At 65.2% G+C, this 17,472-nt stretch carries 18 protein-coding genes; 7 read left to right on the top strand and 11 right to left on the bottom strand.

Annotated elements, in window-relative coordinates:
* The first annotated feature begins 20 nt into the window (after positions 1-20).
* The gene (locus FAZ95_RS02185) at positions 21-686 is read left to right on the top strand and encodes a ComF family protein (protein WP_137330943.1); all 666 of its coding nucleotides are present in this window, start codon (positions 21-23) and stop codon (positions 684-686) included.
* Between the two features lie 18 nt (positions 687-704).
* Positions 705-1,175, top strand: a complete 471-nt coding sequence (trmL, locus tag FAZ95_RS02180) for a tRNA (uridine(34)/cytosine(34)/5-carboxymethylaminomethyluridine(34)-2'-O)-methyltransferase TrmL (RefSeq protein ID WP_137330942.1) — start codon at positions 705-707, stop codon at positions 1,173-1,175.
* An 81-nt stretch (positions 1,176-1,256) separates the two neighbouring features.
* On the opposite strand, the gene FAZ95_RS02175 is transcribed toward trmL, so the two are convergent.
* The 4 genes from FAZ95_RS02175 to FAZ95_RS02160 all read right to left on the bottom strand — a co-directional run bounded on the left by FAZ95_RS02175 (position 1,257) and on the right by FAZ95_RS02160 (position 3,559).
* Positions 1,257-2,255 carry an NAD(P)H-dependent glycerol-3-phosphate dehydrogenase gene (locus FAZ95_RS02175; protein ID WP_137330941.1) on the bottom strand — a complete coding sequence of 333 codons (999 nt, stop codon included), beginning with the start codon at positions 2,253-2,255 and terminating at the stop codon, positions 1,257-1,259.
* Positions 2,256-2,274: 19 nt separating this feature from the next.
* Complete coding sequence (secB, locus tag FAZ95_RS02170; RefSeq protein ID WP_137330940.1) at positions 2,275-2,751, bottom strand: protein-export chaperone SecB; 477 nt, start codon at positions 2,749-2,751, stop codon at positions 2,275-2,277.
* A gap of 125 nt (positions 2,752-2,876) precedes the next feature.
* A complete protein-coding gene (gene grxC, locus FAZ95_RS02165; RefSeq protein WP_137330939.1) occupies positions 2,877-3,137 on the bottom strand; it encodes a glutaredoxin 3 in 261 nt (86 codons plus the stop codon).
* Positions 3,134-3,559 carry a rhodanese-like domain-containing protein gene (locus FAZ95_RS02160; RefSeq protein ID WP_137330938.1) on the bottom strand — a complete coding sequence of 142 codons (426 nt, stop codon included), beginning with the start codon at positions 3,557-3,559 and terminating at the stop codon, positions 3,134-3,136. Before FAZ95_RS02160 ends, grxC begins: the two co-directional genes overlap by 4 nt.
* A 150-nt stretch (positions 3,560-3,709) precedes the next feature.
* On the opposite strand from FAZ95_RS02160, the gene gpmA reads away from it, so the two are divergent.
* The 3 genes from gpmA to FAZ95_RS02145 all read left to right on the top strand — a co-directional run bounded on the left by gpmA (position 3,710) and on the right by FAZ95_RS02145 (position 7,201).
* Entirely contained in the window at positions 3,710-4,456 is a 747-nt protein-coding gene (gpmA, locus tag FAZ95_RS02155) for a 2,3-diphosphoglycerate-dependent phosphoglycerate mutase (RefSeq protein WP_137330937.1), read from the top strand.
* Positions 4,457-4,716: 260 nt separating this feature from the next.
* Positions 4,717-6,294, top strand: a complete 1,578-nt coding sequence (locus tag FAZ95_RS02150) for a S41 family peptidase (RefSeq protein ID WP_137330936.1) — start codon at positions 4,717-4,719, stop codon at positions 6,292-6,294.
* 148 nt (positions 6,295-6,442) lie between these two features.
* Positions 6,443-7,201, top strand: a complete 759-nt coding sequence (locus FAZ95_RS02145; protein WP_137330935.1) for a HesA/MoeB/ThiF family protein — start codon at positions 6,443-6,445, stop codon at positions 7,199-7,201.
* Between the two features lie 94 nt (positions 7,202-7,295).
* Here FAZ95_RS02145 and ptsP read toward each other — a convergent pair whose 3' ends face one another.
* From ptsP to FAZ95_RS02110, 7 genes are all read right to left on the bottom strand, one after another.
* On the bottom strand, positions 7,296-9,053 hold the full coding sequence (gene ptsP / locus FAZ95_RS02140; RefSeq protein WP_137330934.1) for a phosphoenolpyruvate--protein phosphotransferase: 1,758 nt from the start codon (positions 9,051-9,053) through the stop codon (positions 7,296-7,298).
* Between the two features lie 355 nt (positions 9,054-9,408).
* Positions 9,409-9,678: an HPr family phosphocarrier protein gene (locus tag FAZ95_RS02135; RefSeq protein WP_137330933.1), complete on the bottom strand. Its 270-nt coding sequence runs from the start codon at positions 9,676-9,678 to the stop codon at positions 9,409-9,411.
* Between the two features lie 43 nt (positions 9,679-9,721).
* Positions 9,722-10,237, bottom strand: coding sequence for a PTS sugar transporter subunit IIA (locus tag FAZ95_RS02130; RefSeq protein WP_137330932.1), 516 nt, complete (start codon positions 10,235-10,237; stop codon positions 9,722-9,724).
* A gap of 353 nt (positions 10,238-10,590) precedes the next feature.
* Entirely contained in the window at positions 10,591-11,547 is a 957-nt protein-coding gene (gshB, locus tag FAZ95_RS02125) for a glutathione synthase (protein WP_137330931.1), read from the bottom strand.
* Between the two features lie 114 nt (positions 11,548-11,661).
* Complete coding sequence (gene gshA, locus FAZ95_RS02120) at positions 11,662-12,951, bottom strand: glutamate--cysteine ligase (protein WP_137330930.1); 1,290 nt, start codon at positions 12,949-12,951, stop codon at positions 11,662-11,664.
* Between the two features lie 238 nt (positions 12,952-13,189).
* On the bottom strand, positions 13,190-14,680 hold the full coding sequence (locus FAZ95_RS02115; protein ID WP_137330929.1) for an ammonium transporter: 1,491 nt from the start codon (positions 14,678-14,680) through the stop codon (positions 13,190-13,192).
* Between the two features lie 31 nt (positions 14,681-14,711).
* Positions 14,712-15,050 carry a P-II family nitrogen regulator gene (locus tag FAZ95_RS02110; protein WP_137330928.1) on the bottom strand — a complete coding sequence of 113 codons (339 nt, stop codon included), beginning with the start codon at positions 15,048-15,050 and terminating at the stop codon, positions 14,712-14,714.
* Positions 15,051-15,490: 440 nt separating this feature from the next.
* On the opposite strand from FAZ95_RS02110, the gene FAZ95_RS02105 reads away from it, so the two are divergent.
* Positions 15,491-15,745, top strand: coding sequence for an accessory factor UbiK family protein (locus tag FAZ95_RS02105; RefSeq protein ID WP_137330927.1), 255 nt, complete (start codon positions 15,491-15,493; stop codon positions 15,743-15,745).
* 101 nt (positions 15,746-15,846) lie between these two features.
* Positions 15,847-17,448, top strand: coding sequence for a YifB family Mg chelatase-like AAA ATPase (locus tag FAZ95_RS02100; RefSeq protein WP_137330926.1), 1,602 nt, complete (start codon positions 15,847-15,849; stop codon positions 17,446-17,448).
* Positions 17,449-17,472 lie beyond the last annotated feature (24 nt).

Here is a 17,472-nt window from a genome sequence, read left to right as displayed (position 1 = left end):
TGTGCGTCTTATGCGGCAATATGTCGCAGCGAACGATTTGCGTCGAATGTGACGGCGTCTATTGGAACGAGGCGCGCTTGCGGTGCGTGTGTTGCGCCCTGCCGCTGCCGTCTTCGAGCCGCAGGCGCCCGAACGGGCAAGCGCGTTATGTGTGCAGCGACTGCGCGAGCGCACCGCCGCCGTTCGATGCGACGCTCGCGCTTGCCGACTATCGCGCACCGCTCGACGGCCTCGCGCTCGGCCTCAAGTTTCGCGCGCGTCTGGCGCTCGGACGCGAGTTCGCAGATCGCCTCGCGCGGCTAGCCGACGACCTGTTCGACACCGTCGACCGGCCCGACGTCCTCGCGCCGGTGCCGCTCGCAAGGAAGCGCCTGATCGAGCGCGGCTTCAACCAGGCTTGGGAAATCGCGAGGCCGCTTGCACGTGCGTTGCATATTCCGGGCGACGCGGCATTGATCAGACGCGACATCGATACGGCGCCGCAATCGCGGCTCGACCTTGAGGCGCGCCGGCACAATGTCGATACGGCGTTCACTGTGGCGAAGCCGGTGCGCGGCATGCACGCGGCGATCGTCGACGACGTGATGACCTCCGGCGCGACGCTCGAAGCGCTCGCCCGCACGCTGAAGGCGGCCGGCGCGCGGCGCGTGACGAACTTCGTCGTGCTGCGCACCCCGAAAAACTAGTTTTGTATCGATCGAATCATGTTCAACGTCGTTCTCGTCGAACCCGAAATTCCGCCGAACACCGGCAACGTCATCCGGCTGTGCGCGAACACGGGCGCGCGGCTGCATCTGATCGAGCCGCTGGGCTTCCCGCTCGACGACGCCAAAATGCGCCGCGCCGGCCTCGACTATCACGAATACGCGCAGATGCAGGTGCATCGCGATTGGGATGCGTTCGTCGCCGCCGAGACACCCGATCCCGCGCGCATGTTCGCGTTCACGACGCGCGGCTCGGGACGCTTTCACGACCACGCGTTCCGGCTGGGCGACTGGTTCGTGTTCGGTGCGGAGACGCGCGGCTTGCCGGCTGAAGTGCTCGACCGCTTTCCGAACGAGCAGCGCGTGCGGCTGCCGATGCGGCCTGGCAACCGAAGTCTGAATCTGTCGAATACGGTGGCCATCGTCGTGTTCGAGGCTTGGCGCCAGGCGGGGTTCGAAGGCGGCGCGTGATGCAGGCGGGAGCTAGCGCTTTAGCTGTCGATCAGAGTTCGCGCTTTAGCGCGTTGGTTACTCCGATCCCATGCAGAGCACTCACTCCGCCCGGGCGTCCCGCCGCAGCAACGCGCTGACGGCATCACGCGGCGCGACACCATCGAAGAGCACCGCACAGACAGCCTGCGTAATCGGCATTTCGATCGCGTGCGCGCGGGCGATCGCGAGCACGGCTTGCGCGCAGCGCACCCCTTCCGCGACATGGCCGAGGGCGGCGAGGATATCGTCGAGCGTGCGTCCGTCGGCGAGCTGCAAGCCCACGGTCCGGTTGCGAGACAAATCGCCCGTTGCAGTCAGGATCAAGTCGCCGAGACCGGTCAGCCCGGTGAACGTTTCGGCACGGCCCCCGAGCGTCACGCCGAGGCGCGACATTTCTGCGAGACCGCGCGTGATGAGCGCAGCGCGTGCGTTCAGCCCGAGCCCGAGGCCGTCGGCAATGCCGGTGGCGATCGCGAGCACGTTCTTCACCGCGCCGCCGACTTCGACGCCGACGACATCATCGCCCGTGTAGATCCGCATCGCCCCGTGGTGGAATGCGGCGAGCGTCCGCTCGCGGCACGCTTGCGACGCGCTCGCGACGGTCAGCGCAACCGGCAAGCCCAATCCCACTTCGCGCGCGAAGCTCGGCCCGGAAAGCACGCCGTTGCTCGGATGCCCGGCCAGCTCGGCCGCGATCACCTGATGCGGCAGCAATTGCGTGTCGGCCTCGAAGCCTTTGCAGACCCAGACGATATGCGCAGGCACCTGCTGCGCGTCACGCATCGCACGGCACAAGGCGCGCAATCCCGCGACGGGTGTCGCGACGACGCACAACGCGTCGTCGCCTGCCGCATGCGCGAGCGCCGCGGCCAGATCGGCCTCGTAGCGAAGCGCATCCGGCAGCGCGACGCCGCGCAGATAGTGCGTGTTTTCGTGACTGGAGGAGAGTTCGGCGATGAGCGCGCTGTCGCGCGCCCACAGGACCGCATCGTTGCGTGCGGCCAGATGGCCGGCAAGTGCGGTGCCCCATGCACCGGCGCCGAGGACGGCGACCTTCATACCCGGCACCGCTCTAGCGTCAGTGTTGCGTTGCGCCGTTCTGCGCGTTGCCCGTCTGGGCCGCGTTGAGCTGCGCGAGACGCTGCTCATAGAGCGCCTGGAAGTTGATTTCCGCCAGGTGGATCGGCGGGAAGCCCGCGCGGGTGATGGCGTCGGCGATGTTCGAGCGCAGGTACGGGAACAGGATCGTCGGGCACGCGATGCCGACGAGCGGATCGATCTGCTCTGCCGGAATGTTGCGGATGTCGAAGATGCCTGCTTGCTTGGCTTCGATCAGGAACGCGATCTTGTCGTTGACCTTGGCCGTGACCGTGCCGGTAACCAGGATTTCGAAGACGTTTTCAGCAAGACGCTCGGCCTTCACGTCGACTTCGACTTCAACCGACGGCATCTCCTGCTCGAGAAAGATCGCCGGCGAATTCGGTTGCTCGAGCGACAAATCCTTCAGGTAAATGCGCTGAATGTTGAAGAACGGCTGGTTGTTCTGGTCCGACATGGTGACTCCCTAGATAAATTCGAGGTAGCGGGATTCGATCCCGCCACCAATGTGTATTTCATGCATCGGACTGAGGCGACCGCGGCAGCCCGCACCTTAAGCCTGCTGCAATCGCCGATCCTGCTTCAAGCCGGTTCCAGCAGCGGCATCAACCCGCCCGCACGATCGAGCGCGGACAAGTCGTCGTAGCCGCCGACATGCGTGTCGCCGATGAACACCTGCGGCACGGTACGGCGGCCGGTGCGCGTCATCATTTCCTCGCGCCGCGCCGGGTCCTTGTCGATCAGCACCTTCTCGATGGTCTGAACGCCGCGCGACTTTAAAAGACGCTCGGCCATCTGGCAATACGGACACACCTGCGTGCTGTACATGACGACGTTGTTCACTTAGCCACTCCTTGTTTGACGACCGGCATGCCGGCCTGCTGCCAAGCGTTGACCCCGCCTTGCAGCACATGGACCTCGGTGTAGCCCGCCTCTTCGGCAATCCGCACCGCCTTGTGCGACTGCTGACCGGTCTGGCAGACGAGCAACACCGGCGTGCCCTTATTCTTGGCGATTTGGCCGATTTTCGCTTGCAGCTCCGCGAACTCGACTTGGCGCGCCTGCGGCAGATGTCCGCCCGCGTAGTCGGCGGCGGACCGCAAATCGATGACCACGGCGTTACGCCGGTTGATCAGCTGCGTCGCTTCGGCAGCGGAGAGCCCGCCTCGGCCGCGCTGGCTGATCGTCGGCCACAGCAGTAACCCTCCGGAGATGAGGACGGCTGCGATGAGTACAAGGTTCGTGTAATCGGTGAAGAACGTCACGAAAGAATCCGCCAAAAAATGAGAGAAATCGAAAATGACAATCCCGCCATTATAAAATATCCGTCTGACGCGATGGCGAGCGCCGTCCTAGACGACCGCTTCGCCCTGACGCACGCAAGCGGCTTCCTCACTACCGACCATACCTCTCTCATGCACAAGCTCGTCCTCATCCGCCACGGCGAATCGACGTGGAACAAGGAAAACCGCTTCACCGGCTGGGTCGACGTCGACCTCACGGAACAAGGCAACCGCGAAGCCCAACAGGCTGGCCGTCTGCTGAAAGAAGCGGGCTATACGTTCGATATCGCCTACACGTCGGTGCTCAAGCGCGCGGTGCGCACGCTGTGGCACGTGCAGGATCAGATGGACCTGATGTATATCCCGGTCGTCCATTCGTGGCGCCTGAACGAGCGCAGCTACGGCGCGCTCGCCGGTCTGAACAAGGCAGAAACCGCCGCCAAATACGGCGAAGAGCAAGTGCTGATCTGGCGCCGCAGCTACGACACGCCGCCGCCCGCGCTCGATCCGAGCGACGAGCGCGCGCCGTACAACGATCCGCGCTACGCGAAGGTCCCGCGCGCCGAGCTGCCGCTCACCGAATGCCTGAAAGACACGGTCGCACGCGTGCTGCCGATCTGGAACGAGTCGATCGCGCCGGCCATCAAGGCGGGCAAGAAAGTGGTGATCTCGGCGCACGGCAACTCGCTGCGCGCCCTGATCAAGTACCTCGACGGCATTTCGGACGACGACATCGTCGGCCTGAACATCCCGAACGGCGTACCGCTCGTCTACGAACTCGACGACAACCTGAAGCCGATCCGCCACGAATATCTGGGGGACCCCGAAGCGATCGCCAAGGCGCAGGCCGCCGTCGCGAAACAAGGCAAGGCCGGCTGACAGGCTGACAATCCCCCTGCGGGGAGATATCCCAAAACGGCGCCGCGTGTGCCGGCATCCTGAGCCGGCACACCGCGCCACGCAATATTCTCCGCACTTCGGGCCCGATTCCTGCGCGTGACGGGAAGCAGCGAACCCTGCCTTACGTTCGCTGTCGAACGGCGAATACCCTCTCAAATCTACCGCTCGCAAGGCTTGCAGTTATACTTGCTCGTCCCCGCTACCGGCGCACCTACACGCTCCCGACCGCAACAGACTCTATGCGAACGAAACTCAAGAACATCGGCCTGATCGCCGCTGGCCTGGCTACCGGCGTCTTTGCGACGCTGCAACTGTCCGCATCCGCCCAGCAGGCCGCCTCGGCGCCGCTGCCGCTGGATCAACTACGCCTCTTCGCCGAAGTGTTCGGTCAGATCAAGCATGACTACGTCGAACCGGTCGACGACAAGAAGCTCCTGACCGCCGCGATCAAGGGGATGGTGTCGAGCCTCGACCCGCACTCGTCGTATCTCGACAAGACCGATTACGAAGAGCTTCAGGAGCAGACCAAGGGCCGCTTCGCGGGCCTCGGAATCGAGATTTCGCAGGAAGACGGCCTGATCAAAGTCATCTCGCCGATCGAAGACACGCCGGCCTTCCGCGCCGGCATCCGTCCGGGCGACCTGATAACCCGCATCAACGACAAGCCTGTGCGCGGCATGACGCTCGACCAGGCGGTCAAGCAGATGCGCGGCGACCCGGGCACCAAGGTCACGCTCACGCTCTTCCGCAAGAGCGACGACCGCACGTTCCCGGTCACGGTGACGCGCGCCATCATCAAGGTGCAGAGCGTGAAGATGAAGATCCTCGCGCCGGGCTACGCCTACATCCGCATTACGAGCTTCCAGGAGCGCACGGTGCCGGATCTCGCGGCCAAGCTCGAAGACGCCGCGCGCCAGCAGCCGAACCTGAAGGGCATCGTCATCGATCTGCGCAACAACGGCGGCGGCCTGCTGCAAAGCGCGGTCGGCGTCGCGGGCGCGTTCCTGCCGCCGGATTCAGTCGTCGTTTCGACCAACGGCCAGATCCCCGATTCGAAGGAGATCTACCGCGATACGTACGATAACTACCGTCTGCCGTCGTTCGATTCCGATCCGCTGAAGGGCCTGCCGGCCGTCTTCAAGACCGTGCCGATGGTTGTGCTGACGAACGCGTACTCGGCGTCGGCGTCGGAAATCGTCGCGGGCGCACTGCAGGATCAGCACCGCGCGCTGATCATGGGCAAGACGACGTTCGGCAAGGGTTCGGTGCAGACCGTGCGTCCGCTGACGGCCGATACGGCGCTGCGCCTGACGACCGCGTACTACTACACGCCGACCGGCCGTTCGATCCAGAACAAGGGCATCCGCCCTGACATCGCGGTCGATCAATACGCCGACGGCGATCCGGACGACGCACTCGTGACGCGCGAAGTCGACTACTCGAACCACCTCGCGAACACGCAGGACCCGAACGAGAAGAAGGAAGAGGAAGAGCGCGAACAGCAGCGCATGCTGCAGTTGCAGCAGCTCGAGGAGCAGAACGACAAGAAGACGCCGGAGCAGCGCCAGAAGGATCGCGATCGCAAGCCGGTCGAGTTCGGCACGTCTGACGACTTCATGCTCCAGCAAGCGCTGAACAAGCTCGCAGGCAAGACTGTCGTGGTATCGAAGTCGATCGCCGAGCGCACGCTGGCCGAGAACAAGCCGGAACGCTCGGCTTCGGCACCGGTCGCCGTGAAGCCCGCGCTGCCGGTCACGCCGGGCTCGGACCCGGCGCCGGCCTCGGCCCCGCAACCGGCCGCCTCGCAGAGCAAGTAAGCCTTCTCGCTCGAGCTCAGATGCCTTCGCAGCCTCAACGCTGCGAAGGCATTGTCTTTTGCGCGATTAGAATAACGAGAACGACTGATCGCGCAGCACGCCGCACGAACGCCGCGAGCGTGCCGCCCGCCCCACGACGCGCCGCCCCATGAACGACGACCAACTCCTTCGCTACTCCCGCCATATCCTCGTCGACGAACTCGGCATCGAGGCGCAGCAGCTGTTTCTCGACGCGCACGCGATCGTCGTCGGCGCGGGCGGCCTGGGTTCGCCGGCGGCGATGTACCTGGCGGCGGCGGGCGTCGGCACGCTGACGCTCGTCGATGCCGATACCGTCGATCTCACGAACCTGCAGCGGCAGATCCTGCACGTGACGGCCTCGGTCGGGCGCAAGAAGGTCGAGTCGGGGCGCGATGCGATCGCGCAATTGAATCCCGAGGTCGTCGTGCATGCGATCGCGGAACGCGTCGACGATGCGTGGCTCAACGAAGCCGTGCCAAGCGCGACGGTCGTGCTCGACTGCACCGACAACTTCGCGACTCGCCACGCCATCAATCGCGCGTGCGTCGCGCATCGCGTGCCGCTCGTGTCGGGCGCGGCACTGCGTTTCGACGGCCAGATCAGCACCTTCGATTTCCGCAACGATGCTTCGCCGTGCTACGCGTGCGTGTTTCCCGAGGATCAGCCCTTCGAGGAAGTCGCGTGCTCGACGATGGGCGTGTTCGCGCCGACGGTCGGCATCATCGGCGCGATGCAGGCGGCCGAGGCGCTGCGCGTGATCGCGAACGTCGGCACGACGCTGAGCGGCCGGCTGATGATGCTCGATTCGCTGCGGATGGAATGGAACACGATGAAGATCGCGCGTCAGCCCGATTGCTCGGTTTGCGGAGAAGCGCACGCACATTGAGGCGCTTAAGCCTTCTGAATATGCGAAGGGCGGCCGGTTCGTAGAACCGCCGCCCTTTATCATGGCAGGCCGTGTACCGGCCCGTCGGTCAAACTCAACACTCGGTGACGCGCTTGAGCGCCGCCTGCACTTCTTCCGGCTCAAACGACGCCAGCACGTCCGCGACCGGCTTCTCCAGCGTCTTCAAGTGCGAGCGCAGGATCTCCTGCTTCACGACGAGCAACTGGCTCGGGTGCATCGAGAACTCGGTGAGGCCCATGCCGAGCAACAGACGCGTCAGTTGCGGATCGCCCGCCATTTCCCCGCAGATCGACACCGGCACGCCCGCGCGTTTCGCTTCGCGCAGCGTGAACGCGATCAGGTGCAGGACCGCCGGATGCAGCGGATCGTAGAGATGCGCGACCGAGTTGTCCGCACGATCGATCGCGAGCGTGTACTGGATCAAGTCGTTCGTGCCGATCGACAGGAAATCGAGCCGCTTGAGGAACAGCGGCAGCGCGATCGCGGCGGCGGGGATCTCGATCATCGCGCCGATCCGCACGCTCGGATCGTACGGCAGGCCGGCGTCGTCGAGCTGGCGCTTCGCCTCGCGGATCAAATCGAGCGTCTGATCGATTTCCTGCGCGTGCGCGAGCATCGGGATCAGAATCTTCACCTGCCCGAACGCGGAGGCCCGCAGAATGGCGCGCAACTGCGTGAGGAACATGTGCGGCTCGGACAGGCTCCAGCGGATCGCCCGCAAGCCCAGCGCCGGATTGGGCGCCGTCTCGTAGCCTTCGCTGCCGATCGAATCGAGCGGCTTGTCGGCGCCGACGTCGATCGTCCGGATCGTCACCGGCAGGCCGTTCATCAGCTCGACCGCGCGCTTGTACGCGGCGAACTGCTCCTCTTCCTCCGGCAGCCGGTCGCGGTGATTCATGAACAGAAACTCGGTGCGGAACAGGCCCACGCCGACCGCCCCCGCGTCCACCGCGGCCTGTGCATCCTCGGGCAACTCGATGTTCGCGCACAGCTCGATCTTCGTGCCGCACAGCGTTTGCGTCGGCGAGAACTTCAGGCGCTGCAGCTTGCGCTGCTCGAGCGCCTTCTCGCTTTGCCGATACGAGTACTCCTCGAGCACGATCGGCGCCGGATCGACGATCACGATGCCGTGGTCGCCGTCGACGATGATCAGGTCATCCTGCCGGATCAGCGAGCTGGCCTGCTGCACGCCCACCGCGGCCGGAATGCCGAGGCTGCGCGCGACGATCGCCGTATGCGACGTGCGCCCGCCCAGATCGGTCACGAAACCCTGAAACGTTTGCGTTTTGAACTGCATCATGTCGGCGGGCGAGATGTCGTGCGCGACCACGATCATTTCATCGCTTGCATGCGGATGCATGCCGTGGCTGAGCAGCGCCGCCGCCGACGGCGCGCCCGCCAGCGCCTTCAGCACGCGCTCGACCACCTGGTGGATATCGGCCTTGCGCTCGCGCAGGTACTCGTCTTCGATGTCGTCGAAATGGCGCGACAGGCGCTCGAGCTGTTCGGTCAGCGCCCACTCGACGTTGTAACGGCGCGCGCGCACGAGATCCATCGTCTCCTGCACGAGCATCGCGTCGTTCAGGATCATCGTATGGACGTTGATGAAGGCGCCGACTTCGCTCGGCGCGTCTGCGGCGAGATCCTCGCGCAGCAGTTCGAGTTCGTTGTGCACGACTTTCAAAGCCGCGCGAAAGCGCTCGAGCTCTCCTTCGATCTGCGGAGGCTCGATCAGGTAATGGTCGACGTCAAGCGCGGCCGGCGCTATCAGATAGGCTCGCCCAATGGCGATGCCGCGTGACACGGGAATTCCATGCAGCGTGAAAGACACGCGCACCTCCTCTAGTTGTGTGTGATGCCGCGAAAAGCTGTCGATCCGGAGTTGGCGCTTTAGCTGTCGGCCGGAGTTAGTGCTTCAGCACTTACTCCGGCCCCATGCAGAGCGCTTACTCCGGTCTCATGCAAAGCCGCCGCAATGGGTCTGTGACCCTAAACACCGATTATAAATTCCGCACCTGATGCCTGACTGCATGCGGCGCAGCATCGTCGGCGGTTACAGCGGCTTACGCGGGTGCGCCGGATGCCCGGCCGGCGCACTGCCCAATCCGATTCTCTTTGATCAAAAAAAACGCCGCGGATGGCCGCGGCGTTCATGTGGAGACAGAGATCTCAGTCTGCACCTTCGCTCATTGGCCCTCGCCGAACTTATCGGCGATCAATTTCAGGAGTGCCTGCATTGCGTCCACCTCGTCCGGCCCTTCCGTTTCGATCGTCACCGTGCTGCCGATGCCGGCCGCCAGCATCATCACGCCCATGATGCTCTTCGCGTTGATGCGCCGGCCGTTGCGGCTCATCCAGATTTCCGACTGATAGTTGCCGGCAAGCTGAGTCAGTTTGGCCGACGCGCGCGCGTGCAGGCCGAGTTTGTTCACGATAGTTGTTTCTTGTTGCAGCATGATGTTCCGATGCGCGAATGATGTCTGAGGAATGGCCGTTCGGTCAGGAGCCGGCCGGGTTGGGGTTGGGCGCCGCCGCGCAACTGACCGCGCCGCCTGCCGTTGCGCTCGGGCAATCCACGCCGGTTCGTGCCGGCAGGCAATGGCTGTCCTCGACGGCTTGCTCCGCCGCCGACGGTCCGATCGCCTGCACGCCCTTGGCCGCGCCTGCCAGCGCCTTGTCGACTAGCGTGTCGAGCGGTGTCGTGCGGTAGCAGACGGCCCGCACGACCATCGGCAGGTTCACCCCGGCCAAGACGCGCACCGACGGCAGCGTCGCGAGGCGGCTCGCGATGTTCGCGGGCGTCGCGCCGACCATGTCCGTCAGGACGAGGGCGCCGTTGTCTTCCCGCAAGCGGTCGAGTTCGGACTGCGCGAAATCGATGACCTGAGCGGGATCGCAGTCGGGCATCACATCGATCGCGCCGATGCGCGCGGGCAGCCCGCCGTAAATGTGAGCGATGCACTCGCGTAGCGCGGAAGCGAACGGAGCGTGCGCAATGATCAAAATGCCTGCCATGTCAGCCTTGCAACGAAAAGCGGCCCGAAGCGCGGAACCGGAATGGTCGCGGCCCGCGCCCGGCACATGCCCCTTCATGCTGGTCGGAGCAGACGGCCGGCCGCCATCGGGGCGGTGGCGCCGGTCGTCGGGCCGCCGCGCGCCGGATCGGTTCCGGCCATGCGGTGCCCGGCTCGAAGTCCGCTCGCCTGACGCGCCGCCCTTGCCGGGATCGGTCGTCCTGCCTGAAAGAGCGGGCATTGTATCAGGCCATTTTCGCGCTTTTTCGCGCTATGCCGGGTTCGTGACGCTGCGCCACACCCGGCAACGGGCGGCGGCGCGCGGCCGGCAGAGCGCGCCTGGCCAGGAGCGCCTTAGCCTGCGGCGCGCTCCAGCGCGTCGACGAACATCGCGGCGACGTCGAAGCCGGTCTGGTCCATGATTTCCCGAAAGCAAGTCGGGCTCGTGACATTCACCTCGGTCAGCCAGTCGCCGATCGCATCGAGCCCGACGAGCAACAGGCCGCGCGCCGCGAGCACCGGGGCCAGCGTTTCAGCGATCTCGCGGTCGCGCGCGGTCAGCGGCTGCGCAACCCCGACGCCGCCCGCCGCGAGGTTGCCGCGCACCTCGTTGCCCTGCGGAATGCGCGCGAGCGAATACGGCACCGCTTCGCCGCCGATCAGCAGAATCCGCTTGTCGCCCGCCGAGATTTCGGGGATGAACTTCTGCGCCATCACCGAACGCGCGCCGTCGTGGCTCAGCATTTCGACGATCGAGCCGAGGTTCATGCCGTCGGCCTTCACGCGGAACACACCCATGCCGCCCATGCCGTCGAGCGGCTTCAGGATCACGTCGCCGTGCTCGGCGTGAAACGCGCGCAGACGCGCGGCATCGCGCGTGACGAGCGTCGGCGCGACGAATTGCGCGAATTCGCCGATCGCGAGCTTCTCCGAGTGGTCGCGAATCGCCTGCGGCTTGTTGAAGACGCGCGCGCCCGCTCGCTCCGCCAGCTCGAGCAGCCACGTCGACGTCACGTATTCCATGTCGAACGGCGGGTCCTTGCGCATCACCACCGCGCCAAACGAACGGAGCGCGCGCGTTTCGTGCGCGGACGCTTCGTACCACGGATGCCGATGGCGGTCCGCTTCATCGCCGACGAGCGTCACGCGCTGCACGTTCGCTTCGACGTTGCTGCCGGTCCACGCGAGATGCCGCGGCTCGCACGCGTAGATCACGTGACCTCGGCGCGCGGCCTCGGCCATCATCGCGTAGGTCGAATCCTTGTAGATCTTGAAGCGATCGAGCGGGTCGGCGATAAAGAGAATGTCCATGGAGTCCCTGATGCCCTGTGCGGGCTTTGTCTTGTTCGTGATGGATGCGGAGGCGCAGCAATGCGAGCGCGGGGCGCGCCGCCGGCGAACCGGCGGCACTCGGCTGAACCCGCGTCAGACCTGAATCGCTTCCGGATCGGTCTTTTCGAGCTCCACCGAAGCGGCGAGCAAGCCCAGACGCGCCACCACGCCGTACATGTAGAAGCGGTTCGGCGGCGCCGCGCCCGGCTTCGCGTGCGCGTCCGGCAAAGCGGTGTGCTCGAAGCCGAGCGGCACGAAATGCATGCCCGGCGCATTCAGATTCTGATCGCGCTCGCGGCTGCCGTGCACGCGATAGAAGCCGCCGACCACATAGCGGTCGATCATGTACACGACCGGCTCGGCCACTTCGTCGCCGACCCGCTCGAACGTATAGACGCCCTCTTGCACGATCACGTCGTGCACTTCGAGGCCATCCTTCGTCACCGACATCCGCTCGCGCTCGCGCTTCGTGAGGCTCGCGACCTCGGCGGCGTCGTGCACGGTCATCACACCCCGCCCATCGGTGCCGGCATCGGACTTGATGACGACGTACGGCCGCTCCGTGATGCCGTATTCGCGGTACTTGCGGGCGATCTTCTTGAGCACGCCGTCGATCGCATCGGCCAGCGCCTCTTCACCGGTGCGCGCCGGAAAGTCGACGCCTTCGACGTGCGCGTGATACGGATTCACCATCCACGGATCGATCTCGACCATCTTCGCGAACTTCTTCGCGACGTCTTCGTAGCACGAGAAATGCGTGGACTTGCGGCGCACTGCCCAGCCCGCGTGCAGCGGCGGCAGCAAGTACTGCTCGTGCAGATTCTCGAGCACGCTCGGAACGCCCGCCGACAAATCGTTGTTCAGCAGAATCGAGCACGGATCGAAATTCTTCAGGCCGAGACGGCGCGGCGTGCGCTCGAGCGGCTCGAGCACGATTTTCTGGCCGTCGGCGAGCGCGATCGTCACCGGGCCTTGAATGCTTTCGTCGAGCGTGCCGAAGCGCACGTTCAACCCCGCTTGCCGCATGATGGTCGCGAGGCGCGCGACATTCTCCAGATAAAACGCGTTGCGTGTGTGACGCTCGGGAATGATCAGCAGATTCTTCGCGTCGGGGCAGATCTTTTCGATCGAAGCCATCGCCGCCTGCACGGCGAGCGGCAGCACTTCGTGCGGCAGATTGTTGAAACCGCCCGGGAACAGGTTCGTATCGACCGGCGCGAGCTTGAAGCCGGCATTGCGCAGATCCACCGAACAATAGAACGGCGGCGTATGCTCCTGCCATTCGAGGCGGAACCAGCGTTCGATGGCGGGCGTGGCGTCGAGGATCTTCCGCTCGAGATCAAGCAGAGGGCCGTTTAACGCCGTAACTAGGTGCGGAACCATTGATCACTCGCAGATGGAGAAGAAAGATTGTAGAGCAAATACCCCGCCGATTTGGGGACGCTTTCTCCATTCGCAAGCGGTGTCTATATGCGATTTTCCTATTGACCTGATAGACAACAAGGTTAAATGGCCACGTCGGCCGCCTAGTGCTTTGCATGGGACAAAAAAGCCCGCCATAAAGGCGGGCCAAAGTCGCTGCGCTTAACTCCCGTAATCGTCGCTAGCGATCATGCAATCGTTATTCGACGTGCTCGCCATGCAGCACCACGTCGAGGCCTTCGCGCTCTTCTTCTTCGGCCACGCGCAGGCCCATCACCATATCGATCGCCTTCAGCAGGATGTAGCTCACCACGCCGCTGTAGATCAGCGTCGTCAGCACGCCCTTTGCCTGCAGGATCACGCTGCCGTCCGCGCCGCCGATGTCCTTCACCGCGAACACGCCGGTCAGAATCGCGCCGACGATACCGCCGATGCCGTGCACGCCGAACGCGTCGAGCGAATCGTCATAGCCGAGCTTGCCCTTGAGCCACGTGGCCGACCAGAAGCAGATCACGCCTGCCGCAATGCCGATCACGAACGCGCCCGTCACGCCGACGTAACCCGAAGCCGGCGTGATCGCCACGAGACCCGCCACCGCGCCCGAAGCGATGCCCAGCGCCGACGGCTTGCCCTTCGCGATCCACTCCGCGAACATCCAGGCGAGCGCGGCGAGCGCGGTCGCGACTTGCGTCGTCAGCATCGCGAAGCCCGCACGGCCGTCCGCCACCACGGCGGAACCGGCGTTGAAGCCGAACCAGCCCACCCACAGCATGGCCGCGCCCATCAGCGTCAGCACCAGGTTGTGCGGCGCCATCGCTTCCTTGCCGTAGCCGACGCGCTTGCCGAGCACCAGGCAGCACACGAGGCCCGCGATACCGGCGTTGATGTGCACGACCGTGCCGCCTGCGAAGTCGAGGATGCCTGCCGTGGCCAGCCAGCCCGTCGGTTCCCACACCATGTGCGCGATCGGCGAGTAGACGATGATCGACCACAGCGTCATGAACACCAGCATCGACGAGAACTTCATGCGATCGGCGAACGCGCCGGTGATCAGCGCCGGCGTGATGATCGCGAACGTCATCTGGTAGACGAAGTAGACCGTCTCGGGGATGGTCGGCGCGAGGTGGCTCACCGTCAGCGTGGTCGCCTTGTCGCCGTGGATGTAGTTCATCCCCGCGAGGAAGATGCGCGAGAAGCCGCCGATGAACGAGTTGCCCGGCGTGAACGCGAGGCTGTAGCCGATGATCGTCCAGACCACCGTGACGACACAGGTGATCGCGAAGCTCTGCATGACGGTCGCGAGCACGTTCTTCTTGCGGACCATGCCGCCGTAGAAGAGCGCGAGGCCCGGGATCGTCATGAACAGCACGAGCGCGGTGGAGGTCAGCATCCAGGCGGTGTCGCCCGAGTTGATCTTCGACGAGTCGACCGAGAACGGCGCGGTCGGCGCAGCGGGCGCGGCCGCGGCCGATGCCGCCGACGCGTCAGGCGCGGCAGCGGCGCTCGCAGCCGGAGCGGCCGAAGCTTCTGCCGCAGGCGCCGAAGCCGGGGCTGCGGCGCTTGCCGTCGTGTCCGAAGCGGCGGCCGCCGAGGCGGCGGCAGGCGCGGACGCGTCGTCCGCGAGAGCGGCCCCGATGCCGCCACCCAGCAGCGACCCGGCCATCAGCAAGGACATCAATAATTTGCGCATCTTTCGTTTCCTCTAGTCGCTGTCTAATTATTTACAGGGCGTCCGCGCCGGTCTCGCCGGTGCGGATCCGAACCACTTGTTCGATCGGGGTGACGAAAATCTTCCCGTCGCCGATCTTTCCGGTGCGCGCAGCGCGCTCGATCGCTTCGATCGCCTGTTCGACGAGATCGTCCGTCACGGCGGCCTCGATCTTCACCTTCGGCAGAAAATCGACCACGTACTCGGCCCCGCGGTACAGCTCGGTGTGCCCCTTCTGGCGACCGAACCCCTTCACTTCGGTCACCGTGATCCCTGAGACGCCGATGGCCGACAAGGCTTCGCGCGCCTCATCGAGCTTGAACGGCTTGATGATTGCGGTAATGAGCTTCATAGAATCCTCGCTTTAGTTTGCGTAACCTTATTTGCGTAACCCGTGCGGATGCCTTGTGCGTCGGCCGTGGCCGCTCCCGTTCAGTACGCTTCCGTACCCGTTAGCCACGCCGATTCGCTAAGCGCCGCTACAATGCGCGCCAGCGAGTGCCGGCTAACAACAGCAACTCGCGTGCCATGTGTTGCGATTGGCGCGAACAAAGATGCAAATCGAGGTGGCGGCGTGCTGCATCGGCCTGATGGCTAACGCCGGGCCGACTCGCTGGCGTGGTGTCGGGATCGTTGCTAGAGTGTTCAGACGCCTTACACGCCGAAGCACGCACCAAACGCGCTCACGGGCGTGGCAAAGAAAGCCGGGCGCGCACCAAATTCGCTCATTCATGCATGCGATGCGCGGCCGAAACGATAGATGCACGTTTTTCGTGCAGCCAAGGGGAACTTATGAAGCAACCGAACGATGTCTTTAACGACTTTCAGAACCGCATGAGCGAGCTGCTCAAGCACTCGCCGGCCAAGGATGTCGAGCGCAACGTGAAGGCCATGCTGTCGCAAGGCTTTTCGAAGCTCGATCTGGTCACGCGCGAAGAGTTCGATACGCAGACCCAGGTGCTCGTGCGGACCCGCGCGCGGCTCGAGGAGCTCGAGCGGCGCGTCGCCGAGCTCGAGCAAAAGCTTTCCACCTCGCAAGACTCCTGATGTCCTGATCGTCTATTGAGCCTCACCGGCAAGCGAGCCGAGAAGTCGTTAGAAACGAAGGGGCGGCGGCAGCAGCGGCGCCTCTTTAGCAGGGAGAAAACATGTCGCTTGCCGTGGTGCGCTCACGCGCGCCGGCCGCTGGCCGTGCGCCTGAAGTGACCGTCGAAGTCCATCTCGCCAACGGGCTGCCGTCGTTTTCGATCGTCGGCTTGCCCGATCTCGAAGTTCGCGAAAGCCGCGAGCGCGTGCGCGCCGCGCTGCAGAACTGCGGCTTCGAGTTTCCCGTGCGGCGGATCACCGTCAATCTCGCGCCGGCTGATCTGCCGAAGGAATCGGGGCGCTTCGATTTGCCGATCGCACTCGGCATCCTGGCCGCGAGCGGTCAGATTCCGGCCGAAGCGCTCGCGCACCGCGAATTCGCGGGCGAACTATCGCTGACCGGCGCATTGCGGCCGATGCGCGGCGCGTTCGCCATGGCGTGCGGCACGGCGCGCGGTCATGGGCATGGCCGCGATGAGCGCTCGTCAGCCGACGCCGACAGCGTCTTAAGGGCCGCCCTCCCCGATCCTGGCCACTCCCGCACCCCCGAGCTCTATCTGCCGCTCGACAGCGCCAGCGAAGCCGCTCTCGTGCCAGGCGTCGACGTCTACGGCGCAGCGGATTTGCCTTCGCTCTGCGCTCACCTCGCCGGCGCTGAAGACGGGCGGCTCTCGCCGGTCGCGGCGCCTTCGATCGGCAGTGCGACGCCCGCTGCACAACCGGACATGGCCGATGTGATCGGCCAGAGCGGCGCGCGCCGCGCGCTGGAGGTCGCCGCGGCCGGCGGTCATCACATGCTGATGGTCGGGCCGCCCGGCGCGGGCAAGTCGATGCTCGCGGCGCGTCTGCCGGGCCTGCTGCCGCCCATGAGCGACGACGAAGCGCTCACGTCCGCCGCGCTGCTATCGGCCAGCATGCTCGGGTTCTCGCCGGCCCAATGGCGGCAGCGGCCGTTTCGCGCACCCCATCATTCGTCGAGCGCGGCGGCCCTGGTCGGCGGACGCAACCCGCCGCAGCCCGGCGAGATCACGCTGGCTCACCTCGGCGTGCTCTTCTTGGACGAGCTGCCCGAGTTCGACCGCCACGTGCTCGAGACGCTGCGCGAACCGCTCGAGGCCGGCCGCATCACGATCTCGCGGGCCGCGCTGCAAGCCGACTTCCCGGCCGCCTGCCAATTGATCGCGGCGATGAATCCGTGCCCATGCGGCTGGCGGGGCGATCCGAACGGCCGCTGCCGCTGCACGCCGGAGATCGCCACGCGCTATCTGCGCAAGCTTTCGGGGCCGCTCTTGGACCGGATCGACATTCAAATCGAAATCCCCGCGCTGACACCGGCGGAATTGGCGGCGCGCTCGTCGGCGGATGGGGAATCGAGCGCGTCGATCGCCGCGCGTGTCGTCACGGCACGCGAGCGCCAGCTCATGCGGCAGGGGAAGATGAACCGCGAGTTGAGCGGGCGCGAGGTCGACGAAGTCTGCCGCCCCGATGCCACGGGCGAGGCGTTGCTGCGCGAGGCGGGCGAGCGGTTCGGCTGGTCGGCGCGCGCCTACTACCGCGTGTTGAAGGTCGTGCGCTCGGTTGCCGATCTCGCCGGGAACGACACCCCGAACGCCGCGCAGGTCGCCGAAGCGGTGCAATATCGTCGCGTTTTCTCACCGTCGTAGGCCGGCCGGTGCTGTCAAGACTTG

Source organism: Trinickia violacea, from assembly GCF_005280735.1.
In the GTDB taxonomy this organism is placed as follows: Bacteria; Pseudomonadota; Gammaproteobacteria; order Burkholderiales; family Burkholderiaceae; genus Trinickia_A; species Trinickia_A violacea.
Note: the sequence above shows the minus strand (reverse complement) of the source record. Positions and strands in the feature narration are given on the sequence as shown.